The organism is Buttiauxella sp. B2 (assembly GCF_006376615.1).
Classification (GTDB): Bacteria; Pseudomonadota; Gammaproteobacteria; order Enterobacterales; family Enterobacteriaceae; genus Buttiauxella.
This window is the reverse complement of sequence record NZ_VEXQ01000023.1, coordinates 39,616-56,586: the sequence shown is the minus strand read 5'-3', so window position 1 is coordinate 56,586 and position 16,971 is coordinate 39,616. Positions and strand designations below refer to the sequence as shown.

At 50.5% G+C, this 16,971-nt stretch carries 12 protein-coding genes; 8 read left to right on the top strand and 4 right to left on the bottom strand.

The window, feature by feature from the left end:
* Window positions 1–239 precede the first annotated feature (239 nt).
* The 4 genes from metA (at window position 240) to aceK (ending at window position 6,163) form a co-directional block, all read left to right on the top strand.
* The gene (metA, locus tag FH968_RS19720; RefSeq protein ID WP_139882469.1) at window positions 240–1,169 is read left to right on the top strand and encodes a homoserine O-succinyltransferase; all 930 of its coding nucleotides are present in this window, start codon (window positions 240–242) and stop codon (window positions 1,167–1,169) included.
* Between the two features lie 259 nt (window positions 1,170–1,428).
* Entirely contained in the window at window positions 1,429–3,027 is a 1,599-nt protein-coding gene (gene aceB, locus FH968_RS19715) for a malate synthase A (protein ID WP_139882466.1), read from the top strand.
* Between the two features lie 35 nt (window positions 3,028–3,062).
* Window positions 3,063–4,370, top strand: a complete 1,308-nt coding sequence (gene aceA / locus FH968_RS19710; protein ID WP_139882464.1) for an isocitrate lyase — start codon at window positions 3,063–3,065, stop codon at window positions 4,368–4,370.
* 50 nt (window positions 4,371–4,420) lie between these two features.
* The gene (aceK, locus tag FH968_RS19705; RefSeq protein ID WP_139882462.1) at window positions 4,421–6,163 is read left to right on the top strand and encodes a bifunctional isocitrate dehydrogenase kinase/phosphatase; all 1,743 of its coding nucleotides are present in this window, start codon (window positions 4,421–4,423) and stop codon (window positions 6,161–6,163) included.
* Here aceK and iclR read toward each other — a convergent pair.
* Entirely contained in the window at window positions 6,160–6,993 is an 834-nt protein-coding gene (gene iclR / locus FH968_RS19700; RefSeq protein ID WP_139882460.1) for a glyoxylate bypass operon transcriptional repressor IclR, read from the bottom strand. The genes aceK and iclR overlap by 4 nt on opposite strands.
* 185 nt (window positions 6,994–7,178) lie before the next feature.
* Here iclR and metH point away from each other — a divergent pair, with 185 nt between their 5' ends.
* The 4 genes from metH (at window position 7,179) to rluF (ending at window position 14,112) form a co-directional block, all read left to right on the top strand.
* Window positions 7,179–10,862 (top strand): methionine synthase, encoded by a 3,684-nt coding sequence (gene metH / locus FH968_RS19695; protein WP_139882458.1) that lies wholly within the window; start codon window positions 7,179–7,181, stop codon window positions 10,860–10,862.
* 125 nt (window positions 10,863–10,987) lie between these two features.
* On the top strand, window positions 10,988–12,616 hold the full coding sequence (locus FH968_RS19690) for a Na/Pi cotransporter family protein (RefSeq protein ID WP_139882455.1): 1,629 nt from the start codon (window positions 10,988–10,990) through the stop codon (window positions 12,614–12,616).
* A 122-nt stretch (window positions 12,617–12,738) separates the two neighbouring features.
* Entirely contained in the window at window positions 12,739–13,140 is a 402-nt protein-coding gene (locus FH968_RS19685) for a hypothetical protein (RefSeq protein ID WP_139882453.1), read from the top strand.
* Between the two features lie 96 nt (window positions 13,141–13,236).
* Window positions 13,237–14,112, top strand: coding sequence for a 23S rRNA pseudouridine(2604) synthase RluF (rluF, locus tag FH968_RS19680; protein ID WP_139882451.1), 876 nt, complete (start codon window positions 13,237–13,239; stop codon window positions 14,110–14,112).
* 1 nt (window position 14,113) lies between these two features.
* On the opposite strand, the gene FH968_RS19675 is transcribed toward rluF, so the two are convergent.
* The 3 genes from FH968_RS19675 to lysC form a co-directional block, all read right to left on the bottom strand.
* Window positions 14,114–14,386 carry a DUF3811 domain-containing protein gene (locus tag FH968_RS19675; RefSeq protein WP_139882477.1) on the bottom strand — a complete coding sequence of 91 codons (273 nt, stop codon included), beginning with the start codon at window positions 14,384–14,386 and terminating at the stop codon, window positions 14,114–14,116.
* Window positions 14,387–14,518: 132 nt separating this feature from the next.
* The gene (gene panS, locus FH968_RS19670) at window positions 14,519–15,466 is read right to left on the bottom strand and encodes a ketopantoate/pantoate/pantothenate transporter PanS (protein WP_139882448.1); all 948 of its coding nucleotides are present in this window, start codon (window positions 15,464–15,466) and stop codon (window positions 14,519–14,521) included.
* Window positions 15,467–15,558: 92 nt separating this feature from the next.
* The gene (gene lysC, locus FH968_RS19665; protein ID WP_139882446.1) at window positions 15,559–16,914 is read right to left on the bottom strand and encodes a lysine-sensitive aspartokinase 3; all 1,356 of its coding nucleotides are present in this window, start codon (window positions 16,912–16,914) and stop codon (window positions 15,559–15,561) included.
* Window positions 16,915–16,971: the final 57 nt, after the last annotated feature.

Below are 16,971 nucleotides of genomic sequence, written 5' to 3'. Positions count from 1 at the left end.
CTGTACTGACGTACAGGGCTTTTTGCTGTCTGCAGTTTATGGAAATTCAGTTCCCTGTCCCCGTGATAATCCACTGCAAAACCCACTGTTTGCCCGCGTAATCCACTGCATCAGGAAGTCGTTCTTAAGTGAAACATTTTCAACTAACTTATGAATACTCGACATTTGACAAGCGTCGAGTTATCTTCAGCTATCTGGATGTCTAAACGTTTAAACGTGTGCTGTGAGGATATAAGGTTATGCCAATTCGGGTCCTGGATGAGTTACCGGCAGTCAATTTCCTGCGTGATGAGAACGTTTTTGTCATGACAACATCGCGCGCAAGTAATCAGGAAATCCGTCCGCTAAAGGTACTCATACTTAATCTGATGCCGAAAAAGATTGAGACGGAGAACCAGTTTTTACGTCTACTTTCTAACTCTCCTCTGCAGGTCGATGTCCAACTGCTACGCATTGATTCACGTGAATCCCGTAATACACCGGCTGAGCACCTCAATAATTTCTACTGTAATTTCGAAGATATTCAGGATGAAAATTTTGATGGGTTAATCGTTACTGGCGCACCATTGGGTCTGGTGGAATTTAACGATGTTGCTTACTGGCCGCAGATTGAGCAAGTGATCCATTGGGCAAAAGATCACGTTACCTCAACGCTATTTGTCTGTTGGGCTGTGCAGGCAGCTCTCAATATTCTCTACGGCATCCCGAAGCAAACACGCAAAGAGAAACTGTCTGGTGTGTACGAGCATAACCTCACTTACCCGCATGCTCTGTTAACTCGGGGTTTTGATGACACCTTCCTGGCCCCACACTCTCGGTATGCGGATTTTCCAGCCTCTTTGATACGTGACTATACCGATCTCGAAATTCTGGCCGAGTCAGAAGAAGGGGATGCGTACTTATTTGGTAGCAAAGATAAGCGCATCGCCTTTGTTACAGGGCACCCGGAATATGACGCGCACACGCTTTCAGGTGAGTATTTCCGTGATGTAGAGGCGGGTCTGAATCCAGATGTTCCATATAATTATTTCCCAAGTAACGATCCGCAGAAGAAGCCACATGCAACCTGGCGTAGTCATGGGAATTTGCTCTTCACCAATTGGCTGAACTACTACGTTTACCAGATCACTCCATTCGATTTACGCCATATGAATCCGACGCTCGATTAAGCGTTTCAGCACCCCGTCTACTTTACGATCAAGGCACCTTAAGGTGCCTTTTTTGTTTTATAAAAACAAATTCCCTCCATGAATAAATTTTAAATTTATATATATCAATGTGATGAATGATTTTTATTATAAAAATGGAAATTGTTTTTGATTTTAATAAATCATGAAGTAGTCTTAAGTCTGCTGAGTGAAAACCACACACTGGACGTACCAGATAAGTTTGGCTTTATCGACGGGATGAGACGAGGGGAGTAATCCAATGACACAACAGACAGTTAGCGCAGAGTTGGCCTTTAGCCAGCCGTTTGGTGAACAAGAGCGGCAGATCCTGACGCCTGATGCAGTAGAGTTTATGAGTGAACTCGTCATCCGCTTTACACCACAACGCAATAAACTGCTGGCGGCACGCACCGTTCAGCAGGCAGAAATAGACGCAGGAAAGCTTCCGGATTTTAATTCGGAAACACATTCCATTCGTGAATCAAAGTGGACTATTCGCGGAATCCCAGCCGATTTACTCGACCGACGTGTTGAAATAACCGGGCCGGTTGAACGCAAGATGGTGATTAACGCGCTCAATGCTAACGTCAAAGTATTCATGGCCGACTTTGAAGATTCCCTGGCACCAAGCTGGAACAAAGTTATCGACGGGCAAATCAACTTACGCGATGCCATTAATGGCACGATCAGCTGGACGAACGAAGCCGGAAAGATTTACCAGCTTAAGCCAGATCCAGCGGTATTGGTTTGCCGTGTGCGCGGCCTGCACTTGCCGGAAAAACACGTCACCTGGCGAAATGAACCGATTCCTGGAAGCCTGTTTGATTTTGCACTCTACTTCTTCCACAACGTAGACACTCTGTTGGCAAAAGGAAGCGGCCCGTATTTCTACCTGCCAAAAACACAATCCTGGCAGGAAGCTGCCTGGTGGAGCGAAGTCTTCAGTTTTACCGAAGATCATTTTTCTCTGCCACGCGGCACGATTAAAGCGACATTGCTGATTGAAACACTGCCAGCAGTATTCCAGATGGATGAGATCCTGCACGCACTGCGCGATCACATTGTCGGACTGAACTGTGGTCGATGGGATTACATTTTCAGCTATATCAAAACCCTGAAAAATCATCCAGATCGCATTTTGCCCGATCGTCAGTCTGTCACCATGGACAAACCGTTCCTGAATGCCTATTCGCGTTTACTGATCAAAACCTGTCACCGCCGCGGGGCGTTTGCGATGGGCGGTATGGCAGCCTTTATCCCGAGTAAAGACAGCCAACGCAATGACTGGGTGCTCAACAAAGTTAAAGCAGACAAACAAATGGAAGCCACCAACGGTCACGACGGTACATGGATTGCGCATCCAGGTCTTGCTGACACGGTGATGGAAGTCTTTAGCAAAGCGTTAGGTGACGATAAAAACCAGCTTCATGTTTTGCGCACAGAAGATGCACCTATTACCGCTGAACAGCTGCTGGAACCTTGCCCTGGCGAACGCACTGAAGCGGGGATGCGCGCCAACATCCGCGTCGCGGTGCAATACATCGAAGCATGGATTTCAGGTAATGGTTGCGTGCCAATCTATGGGTTGATGGAAGATGCCGCGACTGCGGAAATCTCACGAACCTCAATCTGGCAGTGGATTCATCATGAAAAAGCGTTGAGTAACGGTGAAACGGTCACCAAGGCGTTGTTCTGCCAAATGTTGGCCGAAGAGATGTTCATTATTCAGGAAGAGTTAGGCGACAAGCGTTTCAGCCAAGGGCGCTTTGATGAAGCGGCTCGGTTGATGGAGCAAATCACGACTTCCGACACGTTAATCGACTTCCTGACGCTGCCAGGTTACCGCCTGCTCGCTTGAACCTAACTTAAATAAAAATATATGGAGCATCTGCAATGAAAACCTCACGCACCCAACAGATCCAACAATTACAACAGGATTGGACGCAACCACGCTGGGAAGGAATCAAGCGTCCCTACACGGCAGAAGACGTCGTTAAACTGCGAGGTTCGGTGAACCCTGAATGTACGCTGGCACAAAATGGTGCAGCGAGAATGTGGCGTTTGCTGCATGGCGAATCGAAAAAAGGGTACATCAACAGTCTCGGTGCATTAACCGGTGGGCAGGCATTGCAGCAGGCAAAAGCGGGTATCGAAGCCATTTATCTTTCAGGTTGGCAGGTGGCGGCAGATGCAAACCTGGCTTCCAGCATGTATCCGGATCAATCACTGTACCCGGCAAACTCCGTGCCAGCGGTGGTCGATCGGATCAACAACACATTCCGTCGCGCCGATCAGATCCAATGGGCATCGAACATCGAGCCGGGTGATCCGCGTTATGTCGATTACTACCTGCCGATTGTCGCCGATGCAGAAGCCGGTTTTGGCGGTGTGCTAAACGCGTTTGAGTTGATGAAATCGATGATTCAGGCCGGTGCGGCAGCGGTTCACTTTGAGGATCAGCTCGCGTCAGTGAAGAAATGTGGTCACATGGGCGGCAAGGTGTTGGTTCCGACTCAGGAGGCGATTCAAAAATTAGTCGCCGCCCGTCTGGCGGCTGACGTGATGGGCGTTCCGACACTTGTGATTGCCCGTACTGATGCTGATGCGGCGGATTTGATAACGTCCGATTGCGATGAATACGACCGTGAATTTGTTACGGGTGAGCGAACTCAGGAAGGGTTCTATCGTACTCGTGCGGGCATTGAGCAAGCGATCAGCCGTGGGTTGGCTTACGCGCCTTACGCCGATTTGGTGTGGTGTGAAACATCGAAACCAGACCTCGAGCAAGCTCGCCGCTTTGCTGATGCCATTCACGCTCGCTTCCCAGGAAAACTCTTGGCTTATAACTGCTCACCATCGTTTAACTGGAAGAAAAACCTGGATGACAAAACCATTGCTTCGTTCCAGGAAGAGCTGTCAGCAATGGGCTACAAATACCAGTTTATTACTTTGGCAGGCATTCATAGCATGTGGTTCAACATGTTCGACCTGGCTCACGCTTACGCTCAGGGCGAAGGGATGAGGCATTACGTTGAGAAAGTGCAGCAGCCAGAATTTGCCGCCGCACCTGAAGGCTACACGTTCGTTTCCCATCAGCAGGAAGTAGGGACCGGCTATTTTGACCGCGTAACGACGATTATTCAGGGCGGTGCTTCTTCGGTTACCGCGTTAACAGGGTCAACGGAAGAAGAGCAGTTCTGAGTTCAATAGCCCTCACTTCAAGGCGAGGGCGAAATACCGCGGAGAAACCGATGACACACAGGCTGGAACTGTTAATTGCACACACCATCCTGCAAGGTTTTGACGCGCAGTATGGTCGCTTTCTTGAGATAACCGCTGGAGCACAGCAGCGCTTCGAGCAAGCAGACTGGCACGCTGTTCAGCAGGCGATGAAAAGTCGTATTCATCTCTATGATCATCATGTCGGTCTGGTCGTTGAGCAATTGCGCTGCATCACCGGCGGCCACAATACTGACGATGAATTTTTATTGCGAGTCAAAGCGCAGTACACCCAGTTGTTGCCCGATTACCCTCGTTTTGAAATCGCCGAAAGCTTTTTCAATTCCGTTTATTGTCGGCTTTTCGAACACCGCTCGTTATCTCCCGAGCGGCTTTTTATCTTTAGTTCTCAGGAAGAAAAACGCTTTCGAACTATTCCTCGCCCGCTGTCAAAATCGTTCTTTCCGGAACAAAGCTGGCATGCGCTTCTGACATCATTATTCAATGATCTTCCGCTACGCATGGCCTGGCAAAATCTGTCACGTGATGTGAATTACATCATCGCGCATCTGAGTGAAACCTTTGGTTATGAGGCCATGGAACAGAGCTATGTGGAAATCGCCAACGAATTGTTTTATCGCAATAAAGCCGCCTGGCTTGTTGGAAAATTGGTTTTGCCTACCGGTAAAGTACCGTTCTTGCTGCCGATTCATCGCACCGATGACGGAAATCTAGTGATTGATACCTGCTTAACGAGCACTTCCGAAGCGAGCATTGTCTTTGGTTTCGCGCGTTCATACTTCATGGTTTATGCCCCGCAACCCGCAGCGCTGGTTGAATGGCTGCGTGAACTACTGCCTGGCAAAACGACTGCCGAACTGTATATGGCGATTGGCTGCCAGAAACATGGAAAAACAGAAAGTTATCGTGAATACCTGACCTATATCTCGAACACGGACGAGAAGTTTATTGAAGCGCCTGGCATCCGTGGCATGGTGATGTTGGTATTTACGCTCCCCGGTTTTGATCGCGTGTTCAAGGTGATTAAAGACAAGTTTGCACCGCAAAAAGAGGTAACTGCCGAACGTGTGCGCGAATGCTATCAGCTAGTCAAAGAACACGATCGTGTCGGGCGTATGGCCGATACTCAAGAGTTTGAAAACTTTGTGCTCTCGAAGCATCAAATTAGCCAGCCATTGCTGGAACTGTTGCACCAGGAAGTCCCCGGAAAATTGACCGATCTCGGTGACCGCATCGCCATCAGTCATCTTTATATTGAACGCAGAATGGTGCCGCTGAATTTGTGGCTCGAACAAGTGGAAGGCCAGCAATTACGTGATGCAGTAGAAGAATACGGCAACGCTATTCGCCAACTTGCTGCGGCGAATATTTTCCCCGGCGACATGCTATTTAAAAACTTTGGCGTCACACGCCATGGTCGCGTCGTATTCTATGATTACGATGAAATTTGCTATATGACAGAGGTGAATTTCCGCAACGTACCACTGCCGCGTTATCCGGAAGATGAACTCTCTGCCGAACCCTGGTACAGCGTGGCTCCGGGCGATGTATTTCCGGAAGAGTTTCGTCATTACCTCTGCGCTGATCCGCGTATTCGTGAATTGTTTGATGAAATGCACAGCGAGTTGTTTTGTGCTGACTTTTGGCGCGCATTGCAGGAACGTATCCGCAACGGCCATGTAGAAGATGTTTTTGCGTATCGTAGACGCCAGCGCTTTTGCCAGCGTTTCGGAGATTTAAAACAGGCGGGCTAGCGCCCGCCGCCGTACGCCTGAGTAATCTCTTTCGCCGCTTTAATCACTAATGCGCCCAACTCGGTTACGCGGTCGTCCGTGATACGTGAAATTGGACCGGAAATGGAAATGGCAGCAAACGGTTCATGATGTTCATCATAGATACAAGATGCCACGCAGCGCAGTCCCAGCGCATGTTCTTCATCATCAAACGAATAACCCCGTTTGCGGGTTTGCGCTAAATCTTCTTTCAGATGCAACGGCGAAGTGAGCGTTGCAGGCGTGTAGCTATGCAACCCTTTGCGGTGCAGCAAAGATGTCACCTGATCGTCGCTTAGATTTGCAAGAAACACTTTCCCGGCGCCAGATGCGTGCATAGGTAATTTGCCACCAATCGGCGCTGACATGCGCATCAACTGGGCGCATTGTACCTGGTCGATGATAATCGCCTGATGATCGCTATGGTCGAGTACCGCAAGGTTCACGGTTTCACCTGAGTCTTCCATCAGCTTACGCAGTATCGGGTGAACAATTGCCAGCAGATTACGGCTTTGCAAAAAACTACTGCCGACGACAAACGCATGTGCGCCAATCGTCCAATGCCCGAGATCGCCAATCTGGCGTACAAAGCCGAGTTGCTGCATGGTGGAGAGTAGACGATGCGTTGTGGAATTAGGTAAGCCAGCCTGTTGAGCAAGCTCAGTGAGCGCAACGCTACCATGTGATTCTGCAATCCATTCAAGCAGTTTCAGGCCGCGCGTAAGCGACTGAACTTGTCCGGTGGGTTGAGGTGCGGCCACTGTGGTAGCGCGCGGTTTTTTTCCACGTTTGGCGGGAACGGCAGCGACCATAACTGACTCCTGTTTTCGTATCGTGGAAATCATTTTCGTTTTATTTGGCGATAATGCAACCAGCATCGGACTCATCGGATCAGTCAGGTGAACATGTCTCATGTTCCATTGCTTTGCGACTATTACAAGTTATGACAGTATGACTTGTTGGGCTGACAGGCTTGGGTAAACAGGTGGGAGTTAGAGTGAGCAATAAATTAGAAAAACTGCATCAGCAGTTGAAAGAACGCATTTTGGTGCTGGATGGTGGTATGGGAACCATGATCCAAAGCTACCGTCTTGATGAGAGTGATTTCCGAGGTGAGCGCTTTGCAGACTGGCCGTGTGACCTGAAAGGGAACAACGACTTGCTGGTGCTGAGCAAACCGGAAATTATTGCCGCTATTCACTATGACTACTTTGAAGCCGGTGCCGACATCGTCGAAACCAATACCTTCAACTCCACCACCATCGCGATGGCGGATTACCAAATGGAATCCCTATCGGCAGAAATTAACTATGAAGCGGCAAAGCTTGCCCGCGCCTGTGCCGATGAATGGACAGCACGTACGCCAGAAAAACCACGCTACGTGGCGGGTGTGTTAGGCCCAACCAACCGTACTGCGTCAATCTCACCGGACGTTAATGACCCTGCGTTCCGTAACGTCACTTTTGACTTGCTGGTGGAAGCCTATCGCGAATCTACCCGTGCGCTGGTGGAAGGTGGTGCTGATCTCATCATGATCGAAACGGTGTTTGATACATTGAATGCCAAAGCGGCTATTTTCGCCGTTAAAACTGAATTTGAAGCGTTGGGCGTGGATCTGCCAATCATGATCTCCGGCACCATTACTGATGCATCAGGCCGTACTCTTTCCGGGCAAACTACCGAAGCTTTCTACAACTCACTACGCCATGCGGATGCGCTGACCTTTGGTCTGAACTGTGCGCTGGGGCCAGATGAATTGCGCCAGTACGTGGCAGAACTTTCGCGTATTGCCGAATGCTATGTCACTGCGCACCCGAATGCTGGCCTGCCGAATGCCTTTGGTGAATACGATCTCGACGCAGTTGAGATGGCTCGCCAAATTGGCGAATGGGCGCAGGCAGGTTTCCTTAATATCATCGGCGGTTGCTGTGGCACAACGCCTGCTCACATCGCAGCCATGAGCAAAGCGGTTGAAGGTGTTGCGCCGCGTAAACTGCCTGAGTTGCCAGTGGCGTGTCGTTTAGCAGGCCTTGAGCCGCTGAATATCACCGCAGAAAGCCTGTTTGTGAACGTTGGTGAACGTACTAACGTGACCGGTTCAGCCAAATTTAAGCGTCTAATCAAAGAAGATAAATACAACGAAGCGCTGGAAGTGGCGCTTCAGCAGGTAGAAAGCGGCGCGCAAATCATCGACATCAACATGGATGAAGGGATGCTCGACGCCGAAGCGGCAATGGTGCGTTTCCTCAATCTGATTGCGGGTGAACCGGACATCGCCCGCGTGCCAATCATGATTGACTCCTCAAAATGGGACGTCATTGAAAAAGGCCTGAAATGTATTCAGGGCAAAGGCATCGTTAACTCCATCTCCATGAAAGAGGGGGTTGAGCTGTTTATCCACCATGCAAAACTGGTGCGCCGCTACGGTGCCGCGATGGTGGTGATGGCGTTTGACGAAGTCGGGCAGGCAGATACCCGTGAGCGCAAAATTGAAATTTGCCGCCGTGCCTACAAAATTCTGACTGAAGAAGTCGGCTTCCCACCTGAAGATATTATTTTCGACCCGAACATCTTTGCGGTTGCAACCGGTATTGAAGAGCACAACAACTACGCCCAGGACTTTATCGGCGCGTGTGAGGACATCAAGCGCGAACTGCCTCATGCAATGATTTCTGGTGGCGTGTCGAACGTGTCGTTCTCGTTCCGTGGCAACGACCCAGTACGCGAGGCAATTCACGCCGTATTCCTGTATTACGCCATCCGCAAAGGCATGGATATGGGCATCGTCAACGCCGGGCAACTGGCAATTTATGACGATCTTTCTGATGAATTGCGTAATGCCGTCGAAGACGTGATTCTTAACCGTCGTGATGACAGCACCGAACGATTGCTGGACCTGGCAGAAAAATATCGCGGCAGTAAAAGTGATGATGGCGCAAATGCTCAGCAGGCTGAATGGCGTAGCTGGGATGTGGTAAAACGTCTGGAATACTCGCTGGTTAAAGGCATCACCGAATTTATCGAATCTGATACCGAAGAAGCACGCCAACAAGTCGCACGGCCAATCGAAGTGATCGAAGGGCCGTTGATGTCAGGCATGAACGTGGTCGGTGACCTGTTTGGCGAAGGGAAAATGTTCCTGCCTCAGGTGGTGAAATCGGCACGTGTGATGAAACAAGCGGTGGCGTATCTCGAACCGTACATTGAAGCCAGCAAAGAAAAAGGCTCCACCAACGGCAAAATCGTGCTCGCCACGGTGAAAGGCGATGTTCACGACATCGGCAAAAACATCGTTGGTGTGGTGCTGCAATGTAACAACTACGAAATCATCGACCTTGGCGTAATGGTGCCAACTGAGAAAATTTTGAAAACTGCGCGTGAAGTAGGCGCGGATATTATCGGTCTTTCTGGGCTGATCACTCCGTCACTGGATGAAATGGTTAACGTCGCCAAAGAAATGGAGCGCCAGGGCTTTACGCTGCCGCTGCTGATTGGCGGGGCGACAACCTCCAAAGCGCACACCGCGGTGAAAATCGAACAGAACTACAGCGGCCCGACGGTTTATGTGCAGAACGCTTCGCGTACCGTAGGCGTGGTTTCAGCGCTGCTTTCTGCTACTCAGCACGACGAATTTGTGGAACGCACGCGCAAAGAATACGTTACCGTGCGTACCCAGCACGCTCGCAAAAAACCACGCACTCCGCCAGTCACATTGCAGGCCGCGCGTGAGAACGACCTGGCGTTTGACTGGGCGAGCTACACGCCACCGGTTCCACATCGCCCGGGCGTGCAGGAAGTGACCGCCAGCATTGAAACGCTGCGGAATTACATCGACTGGACACCATTCTTTATGACGTGGTCGCTGGCGGGGAAATATCCGCGCATCCTCGAAGACGAAGTGGTGGGTGAAGAAGCGCAGCGCGTGTTTAAAGACGCGAACGAGATGCTCGATAAGCTGCATGCGGAAAAATTACTGACACCGCGTGGTGTGGTGGGGTTGTTCCCGGCGAACCGCGTGGATGACGATATCGAAATCTATCGCGATGAATCTCGTACTCGCGTGCAAACCGTCGCGCACCATCTGCGCCAGCAAACCGAGAAAACCGGTTTTGCCAACTACTGCCTGGCCGATTTTGTGGCACCGAAACACAGCGGTAAAGCTGACTATATCGGGGCATTTGCGGTAACTGGTGGCATGGAAGAAGATGCGTTAGCCGAAGCTTTCGAAGCACAGCACGATGATTACAACAAAATTATGGTGAAAGCGCTTTCCGATCGCCTGGCGGAAGCCTTTGCCGAATATCTGCATGAGCGTGTTCGCAAGGTTTACTGGGGCTACGCGCCAACGGAAAACCTCAGCAACGAGGAGCTCATCCGCGAAAACTATCAAGGGATTCGTCCTGCTCCGGGTTATCCGGCCTGCCCGGAACACACCGAAAAAGCGACCATCTGGGAATTGCTGGACGTAGAAAATGTAGTGGGTATGAAACTCACTGAATCCTACGCGATGTGGCCTGGTGCCTCGGTTTCCGGCTGGTACTTCAGCCATCCTGACAGCAAGTACTACGCCGTGGCGCAAATTCAACGCGACCAGGTGCAAGACTATGCGCGTCGTAAAGGGATGTCGGTCACCGAGGTTGAACGCTGGTTAGCACCGAATTTGGGCTACGACGCGGACTGATTGCCGATCTGCACCCTCTCTCGTATGGGAGAGGGTGGTTTACAACCCAAAACGTTTAAATATCGCCAACCGTTATATACTGGAAAGAGAAGGAATTTCTTCGCTTAAACTAACCAGGAGAAAGAGTGCTGACTTTACTGCATTTACTTTCTGCGGTGGCGCTGCTGGTATGGGGCACACACATTGTGCGTACCGGCATCATGCGAGTCTATGGTGCAAATCTCCGTAGTGTACTCAGCCGCAGTGTTGAAAAAAAACCGTTCGCCTTCTGTGCGGGTATTGGTGTAACCGCACTGGTGCAAAGCAGCAACGCAACCACCATGCTGGTGACATCTTTTGTTGCCCAGGACCTGGTGGCGCTGACTCCCGCGCTAGTGATTGTTCTGGGGGCTGATGTTGGTACCGCGCTGATGGCACGAATACTGACTTTTGATTTATCCTGGCTTTCGCCGTTACTCATCTTCCTTGGCGTCATTTTCTTCCTCAGTCGTAAGCAAACTCGTGCAGGGCAACTCGGGCGTGTAGGTATTGGCCTTGGGCTAATTTTGCTGGCGTTAGAGCTTATCGTTAGTGCGGTCACGCCGATGATGCAAGGTTCGGGTGTGAAGGTTATCTTCGCCTCGTTGACCGGCGATATCATGCTTGATGCATTGATTGGTGCGATGTTTGCCATCATCAGTTATTCCAGCCTTGCCGCCGTACTGCTGACTGCCACGCTGACCTCCACAGGCGTTATCTCGTTTGATGTCGCACTGTGTCTGGTGATTGGTGCCAACCTCGGCTCTGGCTTGCTGGCGATGATCAACAACAGCACTGCAAATGCTGCGGCTCGCCGTGTTGCGCTCGGAAGCTTGCTGTTCAAGCTGGTGGGTGGTGTGATTGTTCTGCCGTTTATTCATATCCTGGCGGATACGATGCACAAACTGCCGCAGCCTGAGTCTGAACTGGTTATCTATTTCCACGTTTTCTACAACCTGATTCGCTGCCTGGCGATGGTGCCTTTTGCTGGCGTAATGGCTCGTTTCTGCCGTAGCGTGATTAGCGAAGCGCCTGAAGTTGATGCGCGTATGAAACCGAAACATCTTGATGTTACCGCGCTCGATACCCCGGCTCTTGGGTTGTCAAACGCGGCGCGTGAAACCTTACGCATGGGCGATGTGCTTGAGCAAATGTTGGATACCTGGAGCAAAGTCATGCACGGCGAACCGCGCCAGGAAAAGGAACTGCGCAAGCTTGCCGATGATGTCGATGTGCTTTATACCGCTATCAAACTGTATATGGCGCAAATGCAGAAAGAGGAATTAGCAGAGGTTGAATCTCGCCGCTGGGCTGAAATCATTGAGATGTCGCTAAACCTTGAACAGGCCGCTGATATTCTTGAGCGAATGGGCAGTGAAGTGGCGGATAAATCGCTGGCTGCACGTCGGGCGTTTTCACCTGATGGCTTAAAAGAGCTGGATATCCTGCTCCAGCAATTAACCAGCAATCTGAAGCTCAGCCTGTCGGTATTTTTCTCCGCAGACGTTAACAGCGCTCGCCGTTTGCGCCGTAACAAACATCGCTTTCGGATTCTGAATCGGCGTTACTCCCACGCACACGTTGATCGCTTGCATCAGCAAAACGTGCAAAGCATCGAAACCAGCTCGCTACATTTAGGCTTACTCGGCGATATGAAGCGCCTGAACTCACTATTTTGTGCGGTCGCGTATAGCGTGCTTGAACAGCCTGACGATGACGATCGGGACGAGTATTAGCCTCAAGGGCACTTTCATCATTGAAGGTGCCATATTCTGAATTGTCTATTTCTTCTTCTGCCTGATATCCATGCCGCTTATAATCTTGTCGCTTAACTTATTAAAACAAAAGGAATTCGACAATGAGATTGAAACAGTGGCTGGCAGGGGGACTTTGTATTGTGGCATTGGCAGGATGTGCTGCGCTCGAAAGGACTGAACCCGTCCGGACGCCGCAGACGATAATTACCCAACATGTGACGACGGAACAGGTTAAAGACGCAATTATTAATGCCGGGCAAGGCCGCGACTGGATAATGTCAGTAGCGGGTCCAGGCGTGATTAACGCGACGCAAAACATACGCAAACACAGTGTTACTGTGCGCATAAACTACAGCGATAGATCCTACTCAATTAACTATGTCAGCAGCGTAAACTTGCTGGCGTCTGATGGCGAAATTCACCGCTCATATAATCATTGGGTGAATAATCTGGATAAAGATATCCAGAAGAAAATAGCTGTGATTGCCGCAACAACTAAGTAACTCATCTACAGGTGGCAAAGAAGTTCGTGTCACCTGGATTTTCCCTGTTCGCATCGACTCTCAGGTAAGGTATATTCCAGGTTTTACGGAGGAACCATGCTGACCAACTCATCTATACGTCTGAACAAATACATTAGCGAGAGCGGTATCTGCTCCCGTCGTGATGCCGATCGTTACATCGAACAGGGAAATGTTTTTATTAACGGCAAACGTGCCGCGATTGGGGATCAGGTATTTGCCGGAGATGTGGTGAAGGTCAACGGTCAGTTAATCGAACCCCGTGACGAAGATGATTTGGTGCTTATCGCATTGAACAAGCCTGTGGGTATCGTGAGTACGACCGAAGACGGCGAGAAAGACAACATTGTCGATTTTGTTAACCACAGCAAACGCGTTTTCCCTATTGGGCGCTTAGACAAAGATTCGCAGGGGCTGATTTTACTCACCAATCATGGCGATCTGGTGAACAAGATCCTTCGCGCCGGGAACGACCACGAAAAAGAGTACGTCGTGACGGTTAATAAACCGGTCACAGATGATTTCATTCGTGGCATGGGTGCAGGTGTCCCGATGCTGGGCACAGTAACCAAAAAATGCAAAGTGAAGAAAGAAGCTCCATTTGTATTTCGAATCACGCTGGTGCAAGGCCTTAACCGCCAGATTCGCCGAATGTGCGAACACTTTGGTTATGAAGTGACGAAGCTTGAACGTACCCGCATTATGAACGTCAGCATGAAAGGTTTGCCGCTGGGCGAATGGCGTGATTTAACCGAGGATGAGTTGGTCGAGTTGTTTAAGCTGATTGAGAATTCTTCTTCCGAAGCGAAGCCCGCGAAAAAACCCAAGGCAAAACCTGCGGCTGTCGCGAAGAAACCGGCCAGTACTGGGCCAAAAAGTTCTGCAAAAACCCCGGCAGAGCTTGCTTCGCGCAAACGCTTTGCCCAGCCAGGGCGCAAGAAGAAAGGGCGCTAAATTAGCGTTTCCCGCGTGAGTGGCTGTTTGCAGACCAGGAATAGGTTGCAGATGTATCCGGTTTTAAGGCTTTTTGTTTTTTAATCTGGCGGACTTTTTTAGCCGCTTGCTCACGTGCTTCCATAAGTTGGTCGATATAGGTTTTTTTAACGTGGTTGATTTCTGAGTTTGTCAGGGGGCGACCATGGGCGATGCGTGCGCGGTCTAGCCGCGTTTTTAATTCGCGCTGCTCGGCTTCGGTCATATCTTGTTGTGTCAGTCTTGATGTGGACATCATTGCGGCCTCTTAAGAAGTGGCCTCCAGTGTAAAGCAAAGCGCACGTCAGCTCAGTAAAAATCAGCATCTGGCAGCAAACTTCCCCATAATAGCCCGGTTTCCCGGGCATTTTGCTGAATCAAAGCAGAGTCAGGCGCGGCGTTTTTTCAATCGCGGATCCTTTTTCTCATCAACAGGTTTACCCGACCAGTAACCTGCCAGGATTGAACCGGAAAGGTTGTGCCATACCGAGAACAGTGCGCCAGGTAGGGCAGCCAGCGGCGAGAAGTAAATTTTGCCGAGAGTGGCAGCCAAACCTGAGTTCTGCATACCGACCTCTATCGCCAGTGTGCGGCAGGTGGATTCGTCGAAACCGAAAAGACGTCCTCCCCAGTAACCGCTCAGTAAGCCAATTCCGTTATGCAAAATCACTGCGACAATCACCATCAAACCCACAGATGCGATATGGCTCGCACTGCCTGCTACCACGGCACTGATAATCGCCAGAATGCACAGCATCGAAAACGCAGGTAGATAAGTCTCTGCGCGCTTTACAAGGCGTGGGAATAAGTGATGAACAATCAGCCCCAGACCAATCGGAATGACCACGATTTTCAGGATGCTGACCAGCATACCCATTACGTCTACTTTGATATCCGCATCAACGTACAGTCGCGTCAGCAGCGGTGTGGCGAAAACTCCAACCAGTGTGGAAACCGATGAAATGGTGACAGAAAGCGCCACATCTCCTTTTGCCAGGTAAATCATCACGTTTGACGCAGTACCGCTAGCAACGCTGCCGACCAGAACCATTCCGGCAGAAAGGTCTGGCGGCATATGGAACAGCTTTGCTAAAACCCAGGCCGCCAGCGGCATAATCAAATAGTGCAGAAAAGTACCAGCAGCTACAGGCGCGGGGCGTGACAGCACGCGTTTAAAATCGTCGATGCGCAGATGCACACCCATGCCAAACATAATCAGCATTAAAAGCGTGCTGACCCATGGGCCAATAGGAGTGAACGTGCCGGGCGTGTAATAGGCGAGTACAGACAGCAGCACCGCCCAAAGCGGAAACAGCCGGGTGAATAAAGCGAGCATATTGAGATCCTTGCAAGTGTTGTGTTGTTTTATGGTTATAAAAATGCCGGGATCGAGCCCGGCATTTGGTATTAATTACTTAAGTAGAAATTTTATTCAAATAGATTGTGATGAAGTTTTTGCACTACTTGTTCAGCGTCGTCGCCAGGCACCAGGAAGCACAGGTTATAGCTGGATGCACCGTAGCAAATCATACGGATATTGAACGGCTCAAGTACGCCAAACACCTCTTTGCCCACGCCACAGGCCTTGGACAGTTTGTTGCCAATGATGGCAACCAGCGCGAGGTTTTCTTCCACTTCCACACGGCACAGCGAAGAGAGCTCTGTCAGTAACGATGTGGTCAACAGGCTGTCATCGGTAGACGTTGAGCCGGTTGTGTCTAACGTCAGTGCAATGCTCACTTCTGATGTGGTTATTAAATCTACCGAGATATTGTGGTGCGCCAAAATGTTAAAGACTTCCGCCAGGAACCCGTGCGAATGAAGCATATTCAGGCTGTGCAGCGTCACCAGGGTTTGTTTGCGACGTACGGCCAGGGCGCGGAACAGCGGAGGATTATCCGTTTCGTTGCAAACCAGTGTACCGCCTGCTTTGGGGTCTTTGCTGGAGCCGACAAACACCGGAATGTCGCTACGAACCGCAGGCAGTAGTGTCGCTGGGTGTAGCACTTTTGCCCCGAATGTCGCCATTTCGGCGGCTTCTTCAAAGGCAATTTTGTCGATGCGTTTTGCCGACGGCACCATGCGTGGATCGGTTGTGTAAATGCCCGGCACATCAGTCCAGATATCAACACGGCTGGCGTGGAGAGCTTCGCCCAACAATGCTGCGGTATAGTCGCTGCCACCACGGCCTAGTGTAGTCGTGCGGCCTTTCGCTTCACTGCCGATAAAGCCTTGCGTGATGACCAGGGATTGTAAAATGCGTGGCTGAAGCTGTTGGCTTGCCAACTCTGCTAATGCGGTTATATCAGGTTCTGCACGGCCAAAACGGTCGTTAGTGCGCATGATTTTGCGGATATCAAACCATTGGGCATCGACTTTGCGTTCACGCAGAATTTCGACAAACAGCAGCGTAGACATGAGTTCGCCGTGGCTCACCAGTTCGTCAGTTAGCGCGGTGGATGTGGCGAGAGATGCTGCTTCAGCAAGGGTGGTGATGTTTTCAAGCAGGCGCTCAACCTCTTCGCGGATAATCTGCGGATTTGCCAAGCGTTCGACGATGTCATATTGAATTTTGCGAATCGCATCGAGCTTAGTAAAGCGCTCTGTTGCTTCCAGGCCTTGCGCCAGCGCAACCAGCAAATTGGTTACACCCGCAGACGCGGAAAGCACGACTACACGGACGTTTTCATCGGCAAGCACGACATCGGCGCTGCGGTTCATCGCGTCGTAATTTGCAACGCTGGTCCCGCCAAATTTGGCGATAACGGTTTGTGGGGAAGACATAACAACCTCGTGTCAGGGAGCCATTCTTAATGGCGTAAAATTTTCAGCCTTGGCACA

Bases quoted from the DNA above. Each gene is read 5' to 3' on its own strand.
- panS (WP_139882448.1), bottom strand. From the start codon at position 15,466: ATGCTCGCTTTATTCACCCGGCTGTTTCCGCTTTGGGCGGTGCTGCTG.
- iclR (WP_139882460.1), bottom strand. From the start codon at position 6,993: ATGGTCGCTGCCGTTCCCGCCAAACGTGGAAAAAAACCGCGCGCTACC.
- aceB (WP_139882466.1), top strand. From the start codon at position 1,429: ATGACACAACAGACAGTTAGCGCAGAGTTGGCCTTTAGCCAGCCGTTT.
- FH968_RS19675 (WP_139882477.1), bottom strand. From the start codon at position 14,386: ATGTCCACATCAAGACTGACACAACAAGATATGACCGAAGCCGAGCAG.
- rluF (WP_139882451.1), top strand. From the start codon at position 13,237: ATGCTGACCAACTCATCTATACGTCTGAACAAATACATTAGCGAGAGC.
- aceA (WP_139882464.1), top strand. From the start codon at position 3,063: ATGAAAACCTCACGCACCCAACAGATCCAACAATTACAACAGGATTGG.
- FH968_RS19685 (WP_139882453.1), top strand. From the start codon at position 12,739: ATGAGATTGAAACAGTGGCTGGCAGGGGGACTTTGTATTGTGGCATTG.
- metA (WP_139882469.1), top strand. From the start codon at position 240: ATGCCAATTCGGGTCCTGGATGAGTTACCGGCAGTCAATTTCCTGCGT.
- lysC (WP_139882446.1), bottom strand. From the start codon at position 16,914: ATGTCTTCCCCACAAACCGTTATCGCCAAATTTGGCGGGACCAGCGTT.
- aceK (WP_139882462.1), top strand. From the start codon at position 4,421: ATGACACACAGGCTGGAACTGTTAATTGCACACACCATCCTGCAAGGT.